This is a genomic window from Streptomyces sp. NPDC006309, from assembly GCF_040613095.1.
GTDB lineage: Bacteria > Actinomycetota > Actinomycetes > Streptomycetales > Streptomycetaceae > Streptomyces.
On the sequence record NZ_JBEXRO010000010.1, the window covers coordinates 1 to 16,502 of the forward strand.

The 16,502-nt window shown below is 70.3% G+C and carries 15 protein-coding genes; 7 read left to right on the top strand and 8 right to left on the bottom strand.

Annotation, left to right across the window (positions count from 1 at the left end):
* The 5 genes from ABZ117_RS15510 to ABZ117_RS15530 all read right to left on the bottom strand — a co-directional run.
* Nucleotides 1-659: cobalamin B12-binding domain-containing protein (locus tag ABZ117_RS15510; RefSeq protein ID WP_356820996.1), on the bottom strand; the 659-nt coding region annotated here is incomplete at its 3' end.
* Nucleotides 652-2,406, bottom strand: a complete 1,755-nt coding sequence (locus ABZ117_RS15515; RefSeq protein ID WP_356820998.1) for a beta-ketoacyl synthase N-terminal-like domain-containing protein — start codon at nucleotides 2,404-2,406, stop codon at nucleotides 652-654. The genes ABZ117_RS15510 and ABZ117_RS15515, both read right to left, overlap by 8 nt.
* Complete coding sequence (locus ABZ117_RS15520) at nucleotides 2,403-3,314, bottom strand: glycosyltransferase (RefSeq protein ID WP_356821000.1); 912 nt, start codon at nucleotides 3,312-3,314, stop codon at nucleotides 2,403-2,405. Before ABZ117_RS15520 ends, ABZ117_RS15515 begins: the two co-directional genes overlap by 4 nt.
* A 65-nt stretch (nucleotides 3,315-3,379) precedes the next feature.
* Complete coding sequence (locus ABZ117_RS15525; RefSeq protein ID WP_356821002.1) at nucleotides 3,380-3,607, bottom strand: acyl carrier protein; 228 nt, start codon at nucleotides 3,605-3,607, stop codon at nucleotides 3,380-3,382.
* A gap of 79 nt (nucleotides 3,608-3,686) precedes the next feature.
* Complete coding sequence (locus ABZ117_RS15530) at nucleotides 3,687-5,588, bottom strand: KedN5 family methylcobalamin-dependent radical SAM C-methyltransferase (RefSeq protein WP_356821004.1); 1,902 nt, start codon at nucleotides 5,586-5,588, stop codon at nucleotides 3,687-3,689.
* A gap of 495 nt (nucleotides 5,589-6,083) precedes the next feature.
* Between ABZ117_RS15530 and ABZ117_RS15535 the strand changes: the two genes are divergently transcribed.
* Genes ABZ117_RS15535 through ABZ117_RS15545 form a run of 3 tightly spaced genes read left to right on the top strand, consistent with a single transcriptional unit; the run spans nucleotide 6,084 to nucleotide 8,318 of the window.
* Nucleotides 6,084-7,100, top strand: coding sequence for a PIG-L family deacetylase (locus ABZ117_RS15535; RefSeq protein WP_356821006.1), 1,017 nt, complete (start codon nucleotides 6,084-6,086; stop codon nucleotides 7,098-7,100).
* Between the two features lie 55 nt (nucleotides 7,101-7,155).
* Nucleotides 7,156-7,791, top strand: a complete 636-nt coding sequence (locus ABZ117_RS15540; protein WP_356821008.1) for a hypothetical protein — start codon at nucleotides 7,156-7,158, stop codon at nucleotides 7,789-7,791.
* Nucleotides 7,791-8,318: a hypothetical protein gene (locus tag ABZ117_RS15545; protein ID WP_356821010.1), complete on the top strand. Its 528-nt coding sequence runs from the start codon at nucleotides 7,791-7,793 to the stop codon at nucleotides 8,316-8,318. The genes ABZ117_RS15540 and ABZ117_RS15545 overlap by 1 nt, the downstream gene beginning before the upstream one ends.
* On the opposite strand, the gene ABZ117_RS15550 is transcribed toward ABZ117_RS15545, so the two are convergent.
* Nucleotides 8,319-9,398 (bottom strand): methyltransferase, encoded by a 1,080-nt coding sequence (locus tag ABZ117_RS15550; RefSeq protein ID WP_356821011.1) that lies wholly within the window; start codon nucleotides 9,396-9,398, stop codon nucleotides 8,319-8,321.
* A gap of 57 nt (nucleotides 9,399-9,455) precedes the next feature.
* Nucleotides 9,456-10,604 (bottom strand): radical SAM protein, encoded by a 1,149-nt coding sequence (locus tag ABZ117_RS15555; RefSeq protein ID WP_356821013.1) that lies wholly within the window; start codon nucleotides 10,602-10,604, stop codon nucleotides 9,456-9,458.
* Between the two features lie 242 nt (nucleotides 10,605-10,846).
* Between ABZ117_RS15555 and ABZ117_RS15560 the strand changes: the two genes are divergently transcribed.
* The 4 genes from ABZ117_RS15560 (at nucleotide 10,847) to ABZ117_RS15575 (ending at nucleotide 15,508) form a co-directional block, all read left to right on the top strand.
* Nucleotides 10,847-12,553 carry a carbamoyltransferase C-terminal domain-containing protein gene (locus ABZ117_RS15560; RefSeq protein WP_356821014.1) on the top strand — a complete coding sequence of 569 codons (1,707 nt, stop codon included), beginning with the start codon at nucleotides 10,847-10,849 and terminating at the stop codon, nucleotides 12,551-12,553.
* Nucleotides 12,550-13,749 carry a DegT/DnrJ/EryC1/StrS family aminotransferase gene (locus tag ABZ117_RS15565; RefSeq protein WP_356821015.1) on the top strand — a complete coding sequence of 400 codons (1,200 nt, stop codon included), beginning with the start codon at nucleotides 12,550-12,552 and terminating at the stop codon, nucleotides 13,747-13,749. The genes ABZ117_RS15560 and ABZ117_RS15565 overlap by 4 nt, the downstream gene beginning before the upstream one ends.
* 36 nt (nucleotides 13,750-13,785) lie before the next feature.
* Nucleotides 13,786-14,274 (top strand): glutathione peroxidase, encoded by a 489-nt coding sequence (locus tag ABZ117_RS15570; protein WP_356821016.1) that lies wholly within the window; start codon nucleotides 13,786-13,788, stop codon nucleotides 14,272-14,274.
* Nucleotides 14,275-14,551: 277 nt separating this feature from the next.
* Nucleotides 14,552-15,508, top strand: a complete 957-nt coding sequence (locus ABZ117_RS15575) for a hypothetical protein (protein WP_356821017.1) — start codon at nucleotides 14,552-14,554, stop codon at nucleotides 15,506-15,508.
* Between the two features lie 18 nt (nucleotides 15,509-15,526).
* Here the strand turns inward: ABZ117_RS15575 and ABZ117_RS15580 are convergent, their stop codons facing one another.
* Complete coding sequence (locus ABZ117_RS15580; RefSeq protein WP_356821019.1) at nucleotides 15,527-16,336, bottom strand: SGNH/GDSL hydrolase family protein; 810 nt, start codon at nucleotides 16,334-16,336, stop codon at nucleotides 15,527-15,529.
* Between the last annotated feature and the right edge of the window lie 166 nt (nucleotides 16,337-16,502).

The window sequence follows — 16,502 nt, forward strand, 5'->3', positions numbered from 1 at the left end:
GTGTACGTCGACGCCACGGGCGTGGGGATGCCGTGCTTGCGGTGGTGGACGAGCAGGTCGCGGGCGGGCCAGGGTTCCTTGGTGAGGTCGGGGAGTTTCGGCGGGCCGCTGCTGCGGACGCGGCCGTCCTGCCAGAACCACAGGCCGGGCACACCGCGCCAGTCCCGGCCCGCGGCCAGGCACTCCATGACGCCTTCGACGGTGAGTTCGCCCTCGCCGAAGGCCACGCAGTCGGCTTCCGGGATGCGCTCGGCTATGAGTTTGGCGTTGTACGTGCAGAAGGCGCCGCCGATCGCGACGAAGACGGAAGGATCCGCCTCGCGGACGCAGCGCAGGAGCCGGACGGCGTCGATGATGTGCAGGTCGTACATGATGCTGATGCCGACGAACTGGGGCCGCTCGCGCCGGATCAGATCGGTGATCACCTCGTCGCTGGGGTTGCGCCCGTGCAGGTTCAGCGCCCGCACCGAATATCCGCAGGCCCTCAAGTGGCCCGCGATGCAGGCCACGCCCAGGTTCTCGCGGACCTTCTCGTAGAAGAGGCGCATCGCCGGGTCCAGGCGGAGGTACTCGTCGTCGTTGATCAGGACGTTCTGATTGTTGACACTGGAGAATCCGGTGAGGATCTCCCGTGGTGTCATCAGCACCGCGTCAGCCATCCCTACTCCACTCCATGCGCCCGGCCGCGCCCCCCGTGAGGAGGAACGCGGCGTTGTTGCCGCCGAACCCGAAGTTGTCGACCATCACGGAACGAATCCCGGCACAGGGCTCCGGATCGCGCAGGACCCGCACATGCCGCGCGTCGAGAGGCTTGCGCAGCCCGGGTGTGCCCGGGAGGACCTCATGACGCAGGGCCCGGACCGCCACCACGACGCCGGGGAACACCGAGGCGTGCAGCAGATGGCCGGCCGCCCCCTTGTACGAACTGACCGGGACGCCCCGCCAGCCGTGCTCGGCGCCGATCCGGTCCAGAGCCAGCAGTTCGGCCTCGTCGCCCTGCCGGGTGCCGGGGGCGTGGCCGTGGACGTAGTCGACGGTGGTGAGCCCGGCCATGGCCAGCGCCTCCCGCATGCACGCGGCGCCGATGTGCGCGTTGAGCCGGCTGATGCCCTGACCCGCCACCCGGCAGGAGATCCCGCTGAGCGTCGCCAGGGGAGCGTGCCCGCGGGCCGCCGCCCGCTCGGCGGTCTCCAGCACGACCACCCCGGCGCCTTCCCCGATGGTGACGCCGGAGCGGTCCTCGTCGAACGGGCGGGCGGCGGTCGTACTCGTCGCGCGCAGCACGTCCAGGCAGGCGTAGTCGTACGCGTTGAGGGCCGACACCCCGATGACGACCGCCGTGTCGGCCAGCCCGCACAGCAGCCACTCGCGCGCCATGGCCAGCCCGAAGGCACCCGACGCGCAGGCGTGTGCCATCAGTACCGCATTCCGTGGGGCGACGCCCGAGCCGTCCCCGTCCCAGTCGGGCCCGAGCGCTATCTCCTCGATCCGGGGCGCGTCGCTGACCTGCGGAAGGTGCGGAACCACCCCGGCGTACACCAGCAGGGTCCGCTCCGGCAGCTCCGCGAGTCCGGCCTCCCGCAGCGCCTCGGCGCGCGCCCGGTCGACCAGCGCACGCCGCGTCGGCTCTCCGGGCTCCGCCTCCACCTTCGTCTGGCACACGGTCGTACTGCGGAAGCGGGACGCGTCGAACCGGGTCAGCTCGCGGAGCTCTCGTCCGCCGGCCAGCAGGTTCCGCCAGAACACGGCTCCTCCGTCACCGAAGGCGGTGACCAGACCGGTGCCGGAGAGGACCACCGACGACCCCGACGGCCGCCGTGGGCGCCGCGGCGCCGTCCGGCCGGTGCCGCCCGTGCCACCGATGCCGTCGGCGGGTGAGGAGCGGGCGCTGCCGGCGGCGGTCACGGGGACGGCCGCGACCCGGTAGCCGTCGCCGTGCGGATCGCGCACCAGCTCGCACACGACCATCGCCTCGTGCAGCCCCGCGGAGATCGTGCCCCATGCCCAGCGCACCGCCTGCAAGGTGGCCGCACGGGGGCTGATCAGCACATAACCCGGCCCGTCCCAGTCACCGGCCGCCGCCAGCTCCTGGAGCAGCTGCGCCGGCTCCGGGGTCATGGCCTCGGACGGCCGCAGCCTGCGGCCCCCCGCCTCCGCCTCCACGCACCGGCCGACGTAGCGGGAGGTGGCCGAGACGCAGTAGTCCGTGGCCGCCATGACCACGGGGACGCCGGCCCGCAGCGAGGCGGGCAGGCGGCCCAGCGCCGCGGACAGCACGTCGACGAAGGCGGCGCCCAGGGTCTCACCGGCGGTCAGGACGGACAGGTCCCGCCGGGAGCGGAGGCCGTCCAGCATCTGTGGGGCCGTACCGCCCACGATCACGGTGGCCGCCTCCGGGGTGGTCATGACACCGCCGTTCCGGATGCCACGGCGCCGTCCGTACGAGCGAGCCGCTGGGCCAGTTCGTCGAGGGAGAGCCGGCCGGCGAGGAAGGTGCCCACCTCCGCGAGGCGCGGGTCGCCGTGCCGGTCGGCGACCCGCCGCCAGAACCTCGGCAGGAGGTCGCCGGTGTCCCGGCGCACCGTCGGCAGGTGGTACGCGGTCGCGTCGAGCGGTGCGAACGTGCCGCCCGAGGCGGCGAGCCGCAGACCGAGTTCGAGGTCCTCGCCGCCCCACAGCTCTCCGTAGTGCTCGTCGAAGCCGCCGACCCGTTCGAACACCGTGCGCCGGACGCTGGTGTTCGTGCCGATGCAGGTCAGCCAGCGCAGCGCGGCGTAGTCGGGCGACTGCGTCACCTTGCGGGCGGTCCTCTCGATGAACGACAGACGCGGTCCGAGGAGAGGGACACGGGAGCCGAGGCCGGCTACGGTACCGGGCTCGATCCTCCGCCCCCGGGCACCGGTCAGCGCCGCCTGCAACGGCCGGGGATCGGGCGTCAGCGCGAACGCGGACAGATCGGTGATGCCGCCGTGCACCACGGCGGCACCGGCGTCCTCGTGGGCCGCGAGGTGCGCCTCCAGCAACCCCGGTGTGGCGAGCGTGTCGTCGTCGAGGAAGAGCAGGACCTCCCCGCGAGCCAGTCGTGCCCCGCTGTTGCGCGCGCACGCCGCACCACGCCCGCCCGTGGCGGCCCGCCGGATCGGCAGCCCCGCCGGTCCGGCCGACAGCACCTGCTCCACGGCACCGCGGCCGGGTGCCTCGCCGGCGTCGGCGTCGTCGACCAGGATGATCTCGAACCGCTCACGGTCCATGGTCTGATGTGCGAGGGCCGTCAGCGTGAGCAGCAGTCGTGTGGTCCGGTCACGGGTCGGCACGACCACACTCACCGATACCCCGCCGGCCGCTCCACCCGGCCGCGCGCCCGTCGGCGTCATGGCCGTCACGTCAGGGAGCGGCTCTCGCCGGCCCTCTGCTCGATGATGTAGGTGGCGAGGCCCTCGATGGAGAAGAGCGTCTCCTCCGTCAGGTCCTCGTCCTCGAAGACGACATCGAACTTCTCCTCGAGGATCAGCAGGTACTCCAGAGCGTCCAGGGAGCTGAATCCGTACTGCTCCACGAGGCTGGCGTCGCCCTCCCCGGGCGCCTGCCGGTGATCGCCCTTGGTCATGCCCGCTGCGATCTCGTGGAGTTCTCGAATGAGTCCGGCGCGATCCATCGTCTCTCGTCTCCCGTGGTCGGAGTCTCGGTCAAACCTTCGTGAACTGTTCGTCGAGCTGCTGCTCGGTCAGCCCGCGGAAGCGGTCCATGCGGAAGTAGTGCTGGAGGTCACCACCGAACTCGACGCGGTAGTAGAAGTCCGCGGTGTGGCGCTCCGGCTGCGTGCTCACCGTCTCGCCGCGCCGGAGCGCGGCGATCAACCGGGGCACGGGGTGGGTGAACTCCGCGTCGCTGCGCAGGTACCAGCGTTCCCCGTACTTCGTGACGACCGGGAGGTCCTCCTCGGGACCCGAACCGTCGGGCAGCGGGCGGACGGGCTGGCACAGCAGGTCGTACCGGAACACCTCGTCCAGGAGCGGCAGCAGGTGTTCGGGCACGTCGGGGCGCATGGCCTCCTGCCACCACTGCCGCAACAGCCGCTTGGTGAGCAGCCGCCAGACGTTGGGGTCGACCAGTTCGCTGGCGGAACCCGCCGGCTTGGCGACCGCGTGCAGCTGCCGGGCCTCGGGGTCGTCGCTCTGCTCGATCCAGTCGGAGAAGCTGAGGATGACGCGTGACTGGGGGATGCCGGCGAGCTCGCGCAGGGCGACCCAGATGTTGTGCAGCAACAGGCTCCGGGCCAGCACCCGGTTCCAGCAGATGAAGCGGAGCATGCGCTCGTTGTCCGCGAGCGTCATGGTCCTGTGGGCGAGCACGTAGTCGAAGTCGTCCTGCTCACCGCGCACGGTCACCAGTCCGTGCTGCTCCCGCTTGTCGTGGTACTCGGTGTTCGGCAGCAGCATCAGCGGATGGACGGCAATGAACGGCGTATGCCGTGCCGCCCGGTCGTAACCGTCCAGGAACGAGGCGATCGTCTCGCCCGGCGCTCCCCAGATCAGTTCCAGATACGGTGTGATGCCGTGTTCGGTCAGCCAGGCGACGAGGCTTTCCCAGTCGTTCAGCTTCATGTTCCGCCGACGCATGAGATCCAGCACGGAATCATCCATCGTCTGTAGCGCGAGGATGAAGGCGCTGTGCATCCCGGACTGCTTCATCTTTTCCATGATGCGGTAGAAGCCGGGAGACTTGTTCTTGGCCCAGGAGGTTTCGAGTCTCCTCGGGAAACCGTATGTGCTGCGCACCCGGAGCAGATCGTCGAGGAATTCCTCGTCCTGGCGCAAGAGGCCGAAATTGGAATCGGCGAGCATGAGGATCTCCGCGCCGTGCCGCCCCAGCACCTCGAGTTCCTCGCGCAGCCGCTCCCGGGAGAACGCCCGCATCTTCTGCCCGGTGGCACCTCCCCAATAACAGAAGGCACACTTGTACGGGCAGCCGCGGTTCGTCTCCATGAGCGCGTAGTCGTAGAGGAAACGGCCTTTTTCGTCGACGAGCGGCACCGCTCCGGTCAGGATGGGAGACGGCAGGATCTCGAGATCCTCGATACGTTCGCGCTCGGGAGTCGTGACCAGGTTCCCGTCGGCCTCCCGGAAGGAGATGCCGCTGATCTCGTGGAGTCCGGTGCGGCGGGCGCCGTCGAGATAGCCGTTCATCAGATCCCGGAAGATCAGCTCTCCCTCGCCGTTCACCACCACGTCGACCTGGGGGAACATACGGAAGACCCGCTCGGCCTGGTGGGCGACGTGGTTGCCGCCGAAGATGACCCAGCCCTGCGGGTTCATCTGCTTGAACGTCTCCGCGAGGGTACCGAAGGAGCGGTAGTTCCAGCCGAGGACGGAGAAGCAGAGGATGTCGGGACACCCGTCCCGGATGAGATCCCGGGACATGGCGTTCAGGGCGACGTCGCCGGGATAGTTCCGGATGGAGATGTCCATACGCCGCCGAATGCGCTCATCGGCGTCGGCGTACGCCTTCAGGTAGCCGATGGCCAGCGGCATGGAGGCCGCAGAATTCCCCCAGACTCCTTGCTGAACAAGTAGTACGCGAGTCTCCATTCACTGCCTCGTCCTCTAATCGCTCCGGCAGGCCAAATCGCAACTTTGAGGCTACAGCAGAAGATCCCCGACGCAATGGGGCCGCCGTCACCGGGCCGCCGGCATGGCCAATTCCCTGCGTTCGGCGCGTGTTCAACCATGTCGGCGTACTGGTGAAGGTCACCGTCCTGGTGCGGTCGGGCGGCCCGGAACTCCTCCGGTGCGGGGCGGCTGACGTGCGAATCCAGTCGAGGCCGCGCGGCGCGTTCCCGGCGGGCGGCGCGGGCCGGGGGATGTCGCCGGAAGCGGTCTCCGGGACGGAATGAATGACCGGAAACCAGTCCGCCTCTCGGCGGTCCGCGAAGAAAGATCAGAACAGCCCCGGCAGAATGATTTCGGCCACCCGTCCCTCATTTTCTGCCGGTCCGGAATCTGCCCTGTGCGCGTGTGGCGGCGATCGGTATGCTCCGCCCATATCGCGTCTGTGATTCGTCACCGCTCGGGCTCGGGAGTTACATGACAGAGATTCCTGACACATGGTGCCCGACCGTCCTGCCGCACGTGGAAACAGTCGACGGCCGGCTCCGTTTCATGGGACGTCAGGTCGATGTGCCCGGCCCCGTGCCGGACGAGGACGCCGTCCTGCTGTCCCACTGCGACGGCAGCCGGCCCCTCGACGGCTTCACCGCGGCGGACCGCGAGAGAATCGGCCTCTGGCGTCGGCACGGGCTGCTGCTCATGGCACCCCCGCGCACCGCCGGCCACGCGGTCCCGGAACCGCCCGTGATCGTGTCCCCGCACCCGGACGACGCCGCCCTGGCCCTCGGCGGGACGGTGGCCCGGCAGGGAGGCCGGTTCCTCGACGTCTTCAGCGTCGAGACCTGGACCAGGGATCCGTACTACGGCCGACGCCCGGCGACGACCCAGCGCCTCCTGCTGGCGGAGGAAGCCGTCGCCGCCCGTGTGCTGGGCGCCCGGGTCGAGCTGCTGGGATTCGTCGACGCCGCCGACCGCGACCTCAGACGGGACCGCTTCTTCGCCGACCCGGCCTGGTCCGACGGATTCGCCCGGGAAGAGCCGGAGCTCTTCGACGCCGTCACGGAACGGCTGGCAGCCCTCCTGGACGGCGCCGGCCTCGTCTACGCGCCCCTGGGAGTCGGCGGTCACGTCGACCACCTCGCCTGCCGGGAAGCGGTGCTGGAACTGGCGCGCGGCGGCGGACTCGGTGGTGCGCGGGTAGCCTTCTACGAGGACCAGCCGTACTCCCTGTTCTCCGCCGCGGAGGAGACCGCGAAGCGGCTCGGCGCGCGCCTGGCCGACGCGGGACTCGGCGAACTGCGCCCGCGGCTGCTGCCCGTGGACGAGACGGCGGCGCTCACCAAGCGCGAGGCGCTGGGCGCGTACCGCATCCAGGTGCGCAAGGGCATCATCCAGCGCATCCGCCGCCACGACATGCGCCTGGTGCAGGGCGCGCAGGGCGCGGCGGCTCCGGCATCTCCGGCCGCCGAACGGGTCTGGCTGATGCGCAGCTGACCGTCCCCCCACCCGACCGGCAACCGCGGCCCCGCCGCTCTGTGAAGGGTTTCCCATGTACGCACTGGCTCAGTCCCTGATACCGGCGGACCTGGAGGTCCTCACGGAGGCATGCGCCGAGGTGGGCCTCCCCCTGCATGTGACGGACCCCGAAGCGGGCCACGCCCCGCCGCCCGGCGCGCTGCTGGTCTCCTTCCACCGGGTCGCCGCCGCCCGGCCGGACGACCTGTCCATGGAGGAGTTGAAGCGCGGGGGCGGTTACCCCGTGGCCGTACTGGACGGCATCTCCGCCACCGAGGTCCTGGCCGCGGTCTCCCGCGGCTTCAGCTTCACGCTGGCCAGCCCCCTGCGGCGCCCCCGGCTCGTGGAGACCCTCAGCTACCTCAAGAACGTCACGCCGTCCGAGAACACCCAGGTGCTCACCCTCGACGGGAAGGGCTCACTGAGTTCCCCCGCGAAGACGCTGCCCGTGACCGACGCCGAGGCGGAGCTGCTGCGCCTGTTGTCCGACCGGTCGGGCCAGATCGTCTCGCGTGAGCAACTCACCGAGGCCACGGGCGGGGAGGACGTCAACAAGGTGACCTCGGTCCTGAAGCAGAAGTTCCTGGACCTCGACTCCGGTGCGAAACTGCTCAAGGTCCCTCACCTGGGCTTCCGCCTGGTCGGAACCGTCCGCGAGGGTGAGAACTGATGCGCGCAGTGGTGATCACCGGCGCTCCGGGCGTGGGCAAGACCAGGCTGGGCCACCAGTTGGTGACCCGCTACAGCGTCCCGGCCGCCGCGATGGACTGCGATCCCATCGTCCACCCGTGGAACGGCGGCGAGGAGGTGTACGACCTGATGGCCGCGACCGTGCGCGCCGCCCTGCCCGTCTACCGCGAGTGGGGGGCGCGCGTCGTGATCGTCACCGGGGTGGTCCTCGTCGGCCGTGTCTACGAACGCTTCCAGAACGTGTTCGAGGAACTCGGCGCGCACCCGGTCCACTACGGGCTACGGGCCGAAGCGGACGCACTGGCCGCCCGGATCGAGAAGGACGCGGGCGGCCGGCACTTCATCGAGGGCCGGCTCGCCGAGCGTCACCTCGACGCGGAGGTGCCCGAAGTGCCCGGTGTCCGGATGGTCGACACCACGCGCCTGACCCTGATCGAGGCGACCGACGCGGTCGCGGCCCTGGAACGCGCCGAGCTGGGGCCGGACTGGCTCGGCGCGCCCGGGTGATCACCGGAAGCGGCCCACCTCCATGCCCTCGCCGCCGAGTCGCACCGAGAGGACGAATCCGTAGTAGTGCGTGGCACCGATCCGCGTGACGTACTCCCGGACCTCGTCGCCGAGCGGGCCCGTGAGCCGCTGCTGTTCGTCGCGCGGTGCGAAGGCCGGCCAGCGCGGGGGCGTCGAGGGCCGCAGCAGCAGCCGCCCGGAGACCTTCAGGCGCCGCAGCGCGGCCTCCAGCTCCGGGACGAAGAACGGCCCTCGCTCGTCCCCGTAGGCCGCGGCCTGGAGCAGTGCCTCGCCGTCCCCGGTGAGCAGCCGGGGGACCTGGCGCAGGAGTTCCCAGAAGAACTCCAGGCCGTCCAGCCCGGCCTCGCCGGCCAGCCAGCCGAGCGAGCCCCGACGCAGCGGGAGGCAGGGGGGATTGGAGACGACGAGATCGAACCGGGAGTCCAGGGAGAGGGACATGATGTCCCCCTCGGCGGCGGTCAGCCGGTCTCCCAGCCCGTTGACATGGGCGTTGAGCGTCGCAGCCGCCGTACATTCCGGATTGACGTCGACCGACAGCACCTCGGCGCCGTTCCTCGCCGCCGACAGGCCGAGGATGCCGGTGCCGCACCCGAGGTCCAGGGCCGACCGCGCACCGCGGCGCGCCGCCACGAGACGGGAGAGCGTCATCGAGTCGGTGCCGACCCAGGGCGCGTACGATCCGGTGTCCCGTCCGGCCGCCCGCCAGGCGGCCAGCAGCGACATACCGTCCCCGCGGACCAGGCAGTAGTCGGCCGACACCTTTCCGGAATCCTCGGCGAGCACCCGGGCGCGGAGGAGGAGATCGAGCAGCGGACCGGGGACCTGCGAGCGGACGTCGCACTCCGCCACCCGCTCCCCGAAGACGAACAGGGAGGAGAGGACGGACTCGGCGCCCATGGTGGTGGAGATCGCCGCCAGGGTCTCGGCGTTCCGCCACGGTGCCAGTTCACCGAGCCAGTCCCCGGCGAGCGTGAGCAGATCGTGCTGCGGAAGCGTGAGAAGCCTCTCCAGCCCGGCGCCCGCGAAGTCGTCGCCGGAAATCCCATCCACGGAAATCATTGCTCTCCTCGAGGCCTCGGTATGCTCTGGTTCTCCGGCATTCCGCCGCCCGCGGGATCAGTGGGCGGACGGTTCACCGGCCGGCTCGAAGATCGGCGTGAACGCCGACTTCAGCTCCCGTAGCCGTTCCAGAGCGCGGGGTCCGGCGTACGGCGCACAGCGCGCGATCTCCTCCTCGGAGATACCCCCGAACAGATAGAGGTTGACCACGTCGATCGGTCCGGTGCAGCTCTTGCAATAGGGAAAGCGGGGCCGGGACTGCATGAACATATCGTAGTGCTGGTGCTTTCCGAACTGTTCCTGGATCAGTTCGGGGCTCTCCTTTATGTTTCCCATGGGCTTGAGCCAGGCGTACGGGCAGCAGGAGACGTCTCCCTGGCCGAAAAGCTGAACCATGGTGGCCGTCGCGTAACACCTCAGGGTGCGGACACCGGTGCTCAGTTGATTGCCTATGTGTTCCACGAAGGCGCGCGGCGGAAGGACCGCGGCCAGTTCGTCGTAGCGTTCCAGCAGTGGCGCGAAATGGTCGCCGAGTGGAGGCGCGTGAGTGGTCCTGGTCTCTCCGCGTACGGGGAAGAAGTAGAGCATCACGCCATGCCCGTACCGTTCGAGCAGGAACTCGGCGAAATCCGCCTGGCTGCCGGCGTTCAGGTCACTGAGCACCGACTGGATCTCGATGGGGATGCCCAGTTCCACCGCGTGGTCCAGGTGGCGCATGATGACGTCGAAGAGCTTGTGCTGCTTCGGCGGCAGCCGGTGGCCGTTCAGTTCCAGCGTATGGCCGTCAAGGGAGAGGCACAGCTGGACGTTGCCCAGCTCGGCGAGGGTTTCCAGCCGGTGCGGCGTCAGGAAGGCGCCGTTGGTGATGACCTGCACGACCTCGTACTTCTCGCTGCACTCCGCGACGAACTCGGTGGAGCCCTTCAGCCAGAAGAACTCGCCACCGCTGAGGCGCATGATGGGGCTGTCCACATGACGGTGATAGGCGTCGAGGATCTCATGCCAGTCCGCGCGCCGGTCGGTGGTCAGGCGCAGCCTCGCGTCCGGGACCTGCATGAGGAGATTGAAGTCCTCGGTGAGGCAGTAGGAGCATCGCATCTGGCACAACTGCTCCTCGATGACCATGTCGTTCATCAGGAGCTTGAGACGGTCCTGACCGTCGCGGTGCGCGAACATCGTTTCACGGAACTCGCTTTTCAGGGCCATGCCTTATCACCGAACCCAGGGTCGTTTTCACGCATGACGCTCCGTTGACCGACGAGTCTAAGTTCACTCTGAACGCAAGGTCAATGCGCGCGACCGGCGGCACTGCCTTTCGGCTGGAACGCGACTCGATCCGTCCGGAGGATGGCTCATATTCGCCTGATGGCCGACCAGTTGGAACAAGGTAGCGTTACGTCCACGTGCTCGCCAAATCAGTAGGCTGAACTGGCAGTAAGGACGGCAGTATGCTGGCTCTCGGGCTCGGTGGTTCCAACCATGACTTCTCGGCTTGTCTCGTCGAGAACGGTGAGATCGTCGTCGGTATTGAAGAGGAGCGGCTCACGCGCCGCAAATACGCCGTCAATGTGAATTCACTGGCGAACCAGTGCTGGCGGTACTGCCTGACAACCCGGGGAGTCCGGCTCGGTGAGGTGGAGGCCATCGTCGCGGACGACACCCTCCTGCCCAGTTGCTACTTCCCGTTCCGCAGTCGGACGACGCTCATCCGGCATCACATGGCGCACGCCGCCAGCGCCTTCTATCCCTCGCCCTTCCCCGAGGCGGCGATCCTCGTGGTGGACGGCGCGGGCAGCCTGTTCGAGGGGCAAGGCGTCGAGACCATGACCATGTCGGTCGGCACCGGCACGGAGATCACCGAGATCTCCAAGGTGTACGGGACCAACTGGAGCACCGACGGCCTGCGGGAGGTCAAGGTCTACCAGGCCGGTGACAGCGACCACTCGCTGGGCTTCATGTACAAGGCGGTCAGCAGGGCCATCGGCTTCAGCCTCTACGAGGAGGGCAGCTGGTACCTGACCGAGGACGGCAAGACCATGGGCCTCGCGCCCTACGGGACCGACCGCTACCGGGCGGAGTTCCGCCGCTACCTCGACCTCCTGCCGGAGGGCCGGTTCCGACTGCACCTGAAGAGCGGGGGACTGCTCCACTTCGTCGAGCATGCCCTGGACGGACTCGAAGGGGACGAGCGCTTCGCCCGGGGCGCCGACCTCGCCTGGGCCGCGCAGGACCTCCTGGAGACCGCCGTCCTGCACGCCGCCCACTGGCTGCACCGGGAGACCGGACTCTCCCGCCTCTGCCTGGCCGGCGGCGTGGTCCTCAACTCGGTGGCGAACGGCAAGATCCTGCGGAAGACGCCGTTCACCGATGTCTTCGCCCAGCCCGCCGCGGGCGACAACGGCTGCGCGGTCGGCTGCGCGTACTACGGCTGTCACGTCCTCGGCGAGCAGCCGCGGCCGCGCGGCCCGAAGGCGCCGAAGACGGCCCCGCGGCCCCAGCGCCACATCTACCTCGGCCGGTCGTACAGCACCGAGGAGATCCAGACCGCCCTCGACGCCTCCGGCCTGCCCCACCGGCGCGTGGCGCGGCCGGCCCGGCTGGCCGCCGGGCTCCTCCCACGGGGCGCCCTCATAGGCTGGTTCACCGGTGGCTCCGAGTTCGGGCCGCGCGCCCTCGGACACCGCAGCATCCTCGCCGACCCGCGCCGCGCGGAGATGAAGGACATCCTCAACCGCAAGGTCAAACACCGCGAGGCGTTCCGGCCGTTCGCCCCCGCCGTCCTCGCCCACAGGGCCTCCGAGTACTTCGACCTCGACATCGAGTCCCCGTACATGCTGCTCGTCGCGCCGGTGCGGGACGACAAGCGCCAGGAGGTGCCGGCCATCACCCACGTCGACGGGACGGCACGGGTCCAGACGCTGACCCCTGAGGCGAACGGCGCCTTCTACGAACTGGTGGAACGGTTCGGCGAGCTCACCTCGGTACCCGTCGTACTCAACACCTCCTTCAACGACCGCGGTGAGCCGATCGTGGAGACCCCCGAACAGGCGCTGGCCTTCTTCGGACCCAGCCGGCTCGACTACCTCTTCCTGGAGGACTTCGTGGTGGCCCACAGCACGACGGACCTCGACACGGTGACGGAGGCGGCCGCGTGAGCGACGGCCCGCGGATGCGGTACGAGACCTGGCGGGCCCTCGCGCTGTGGGGGGAGGAGGAGGCGGCCGCGGCCATGGAGGTGATCCGGTCCCGGTCGCTGTTCCGCTATTACGGGCCGGACCTGCGCCGCCGGACCGACGCGTTCGAGGCCGCGTTCTCCGCGGTGGCGGGGGTTGCGCACACGGTCGCCGTGTCCTCCGGCACCGCCGCGCTCACCGCCGCGATGATCGGCCTCGCGATCCCGCCCCGGGCGGAGGTGATCGTGCCCGCCGTGACCTTCGTCGGCAGTGTCGGCGCCGTCGTCGCCGCCCGCGGCATCCCCGTCTTCGCCGAGGTCGACGACTCCCTGACGCTGGACCCCGCGAAACTGGAGGAGCAGATCACCGAGCGCACCTGGGGCGTGATGCCGGTCCACCTCAACAACGCCGCCGCCGACATGGGGCCGATCACGCAGGTCGCGCGCCGGCACGGACTGCGGGTGATCGAGGACGCGGCCCAGGCCGCCGGTGTCGGCTACCGGGGACGGCCCGTCGGCAGCCTCGGCGACGCGGGCGCCTTCAGTTTCCAGCTCGACAAGAACATCACCGCCGGCGAGGGCGGCGCGGTCACCGTGGCCGATGCCGACGTGTACGACCGGGTGGCCCGGTACCAGGACCAGGGCGGCCAGTTCACCACCTCCAAGGGCGCGACGCGGGGAACCGCCGACAGCCCGCCGTTCATCGGCGCCAACCAGCGCATGACCGAGCTGACCGCGGCCATCCTGTCCGCACAGCTCCCTCGGCTGGCTCCCATGTGCCGGCGCCTGCGCGACGTGGCGCGCCATGTGCGCGGGGAGACGGCCGATCTGCCGGTGCGCTGGCGGCGGCTGCCGGACGAGGAAGGATCGGGCGGTGACCTCACCCTGTTCCTCGACTCGCGCCTGGCGGCGCGCGGCTTCGTCGCCGGCCTGAACGCCGAGGGCATCCCGGCGCACACCATGTACCAGGGGCAGCCCGTCACGGCCAACCGGGCCGTGCGGGAGGGACGTACGCCCTGGGGCGTGGAGTGGGACCGCCCCCCGCGCTACCGGATCAGCGAAGGGCTCCTCGGCCGCTCCGTCACCATCGGTCTGGGCGCCGGCATGACAGACGAGGACGTCGATGCCGTCGTCACCGCCTTCCGCAAGACCTACCCGGGCATCACCCGGACCGACTGAACGAGCACCCCGACAGGAGCGGAGCGACACACCGACATGACCCTGTACGACATTCCCGTCCGCACACTCGCCGGGGAGCCCGGCGACCTGAGCGCCTACCGGGGAAAGGCACTGCTCGTGGTCAACGTCGCCTCCCGGTGCGGGCGGACACCGCAGTACGCGGCGCTGGAACAACTGCACCGGCGCTACGGGCCCCGCGGGTTCGCCGTTCTGGGTTTCCCCTGCAACCAGTTCGGGGAACAGGAACCGGGCACCCCCGAGGAGATCCGGGAGTTCTGCTCGACCACCTACGACGTCACCTTCCCCCTCTTCGAGAAGGTGGACGTCAACGGCGCGCGGAGGCACCCGGTCTACGAGATCCTCACCGCCGCTCCCGACGAGCACGGGGTGGCCGGAGACGTCGAGTGGAACTTCGAGAAGTTCCTCGTCTCGCCCGACGGCCTGGTGGCGCACCGCATCGGTTCACGCGTCAAGCCGGACACCCCCGACGTCATCGCCAAGATCGAAGCGCTCCTGCCGACCTGACCCCGCCCCGGCCGTCCACCCCTTCCCGGGATGCGTGCGCGGGCGGGAGGCGCCCGTACCGCGCCACGGGGGAGGGGCAGCACCTCGCGTCCTGCCCGGGTGGTCGGGTGATCGCGGCATACCACCGGAGCAAGTATCTGAACCGGGCCTCCCGCCCGCTGCGGAGCGCGGCCCGCCGAGGGCTGGGAGGCGTGCGCGCACGGACGGAACGGTCGGTGACAGATAACGATCTCGGCGCATACCTTGCGTAATCCACAGGCCCGTCTAGCCTCCGGCCATGGCTTTTCTATCGCGTCGCCGCGGAGCGGCACGCCTGGCGCCGGAACTCGGTGACCAGGAACTGGGCAGGCTGCTGAAGTCCCTGCTGGCGACCACGAGGACCGGAACGATCGCGACGACGGACCTGTGCGCCGCGCAGCTGTCCCGGCTGCTGGCCCAGGAGCCGGGCGACTGGGACCGCCGGACGCACCGCATGGGCGTACTGGCCGGTTTCCTGGCCGGTTCGCATCTGGCGCGGACCTGGGCCACGCGCGAGCCGCGTGACGCGAACGCGCTCGTCCTGCACGCCTGGACCGAGGTCGTCCACGCCCGCACGCGAGGGGGCCTTCAGGACGCGGCCGGTACCGTGGACCGCTGTCTGCGGGCCGCCGAACTCGCACCGGAGGATCCCACCCCGTGGGTCGTCCTCCTGGCGGTGGCACGTGTGGAACGCTGGGCACAGCCCCGGGTGTTCGGCGTGTGGAACGAGGTGCTCGCGCGTGACCGCTGGAACCGTGAGGCCTATCTGGGCATGCTGGGCTATCTGAGCCCGGAGGAGGCCGGATCGCGCATCCAGGTCCTGGAGTTCGTGGACACCCTGCGGGCCCGAATGCCCGCGAACGCCCCGTGCGCGGCGACGGAACTGACCGCCCAGGTCCAGCAGTACCACGCCGTGCTCGACCGGGGCGGGTTCGAGGCGCTGGTGGCGCGCAACCACTGGTCCCAGGCGATGGCGGCCCAGGCCCTCGACCGTGTCGTCTCCACCTGGGTACGGCCGGGGTTCCTGACCCACGCCGCGGCCCTGGCCGATCTCAACGTCCTCGCCTACGCGTTGCTGGCCGCCGACCGGCGGGTGGAGGCCCGTGCGGTGTTCGATGCGCTCGAGGGCACCGTCACCGCCTGGCCCTGGCAGGCCGGCGGCGACCCGGTCCAGGAGTTCGAGCAGGCGCGGCGCAAGGCGACGGCCGGTATGTGACCGGCGCCCGTGCCCGTTTCAGAGCACGTCGGTGAGCCGGGGGAGATAGCCGAGGGAGTGCCCGGTCGCCGTGGGGTGGTAGGACTCGCCGAGATCCAGCCAGTCGACGCTGTGCAGCCAGGGATCGGGTGAGCAGATCTCGTGCCCTGCGAACGCGCTGCGCACGTCGACGAAGGTGAAACCGTGGGCGGCGGCGCGCGCGGCGAGCACCTCGTTGAGATGGTCCGAGACGTCGTTGAGCGCGGACCGCTCGGTGTCCGGCAGGCCGACCGAACAGCTGCCGTGCAACTGGTACAGGTGCGGATAGCCGAGCACCACGACACGGGCGGCGGGCGCTCTGCCGCGGATGGCCGAGTAGAGACGGTCGAGGTTGCCCGGCAGCGTCCCGTCCGTGGCGGAGCGGGCCTTGGCCAGGGCGGACAGGCACCTGCCGCTGCCGCCCACTGCGCAGGCCGCCATCACGCTGGTGAAGCCCGCGTCCCGGCCGCCTGCCGTGAGGGTCACCAGGCCGGTGCGCGGGCCGAGCGGGCCGAGCTGGTTCTTGAGCACGTCGCCGGTCCTGGCACCGTCGCAGGCGGTGAAGCCGAACGACGAGGGGGAGTGGGCCGCGGCCCACAGGGCGGGGAAGGACAGGCTGCTGCGCAGGCAGCGCGGCATGGCGGTGAGGTAGCCGCCGGCTCCGACCCCCGCCGAGTAGGAGTCACCGAGGGCCACGTAACCCGTGGCCGCGATGCCGGGTGCCGCCGCGGTGGCCGCGGGACCGGCGAGGGTACCGGCGGCCGCGAGGAGGAGGGCGGCCGCCCAGGGGGGTATCCGGGACTTTCTCATGACTCTCCTCTATCCCGGCCCGGCCGGCTCCGCCCGCCCCGGACCCCTTCGCGAACCGCCGAGTTGACGGGCACCGCCGCTCGTGGTGCGGCGGTGACACCGCTGTGGCGGCAGGCACGCGGGCCGGATGGGGACACGCGGTGCGGGGCCGTCCACGCGGCGGACG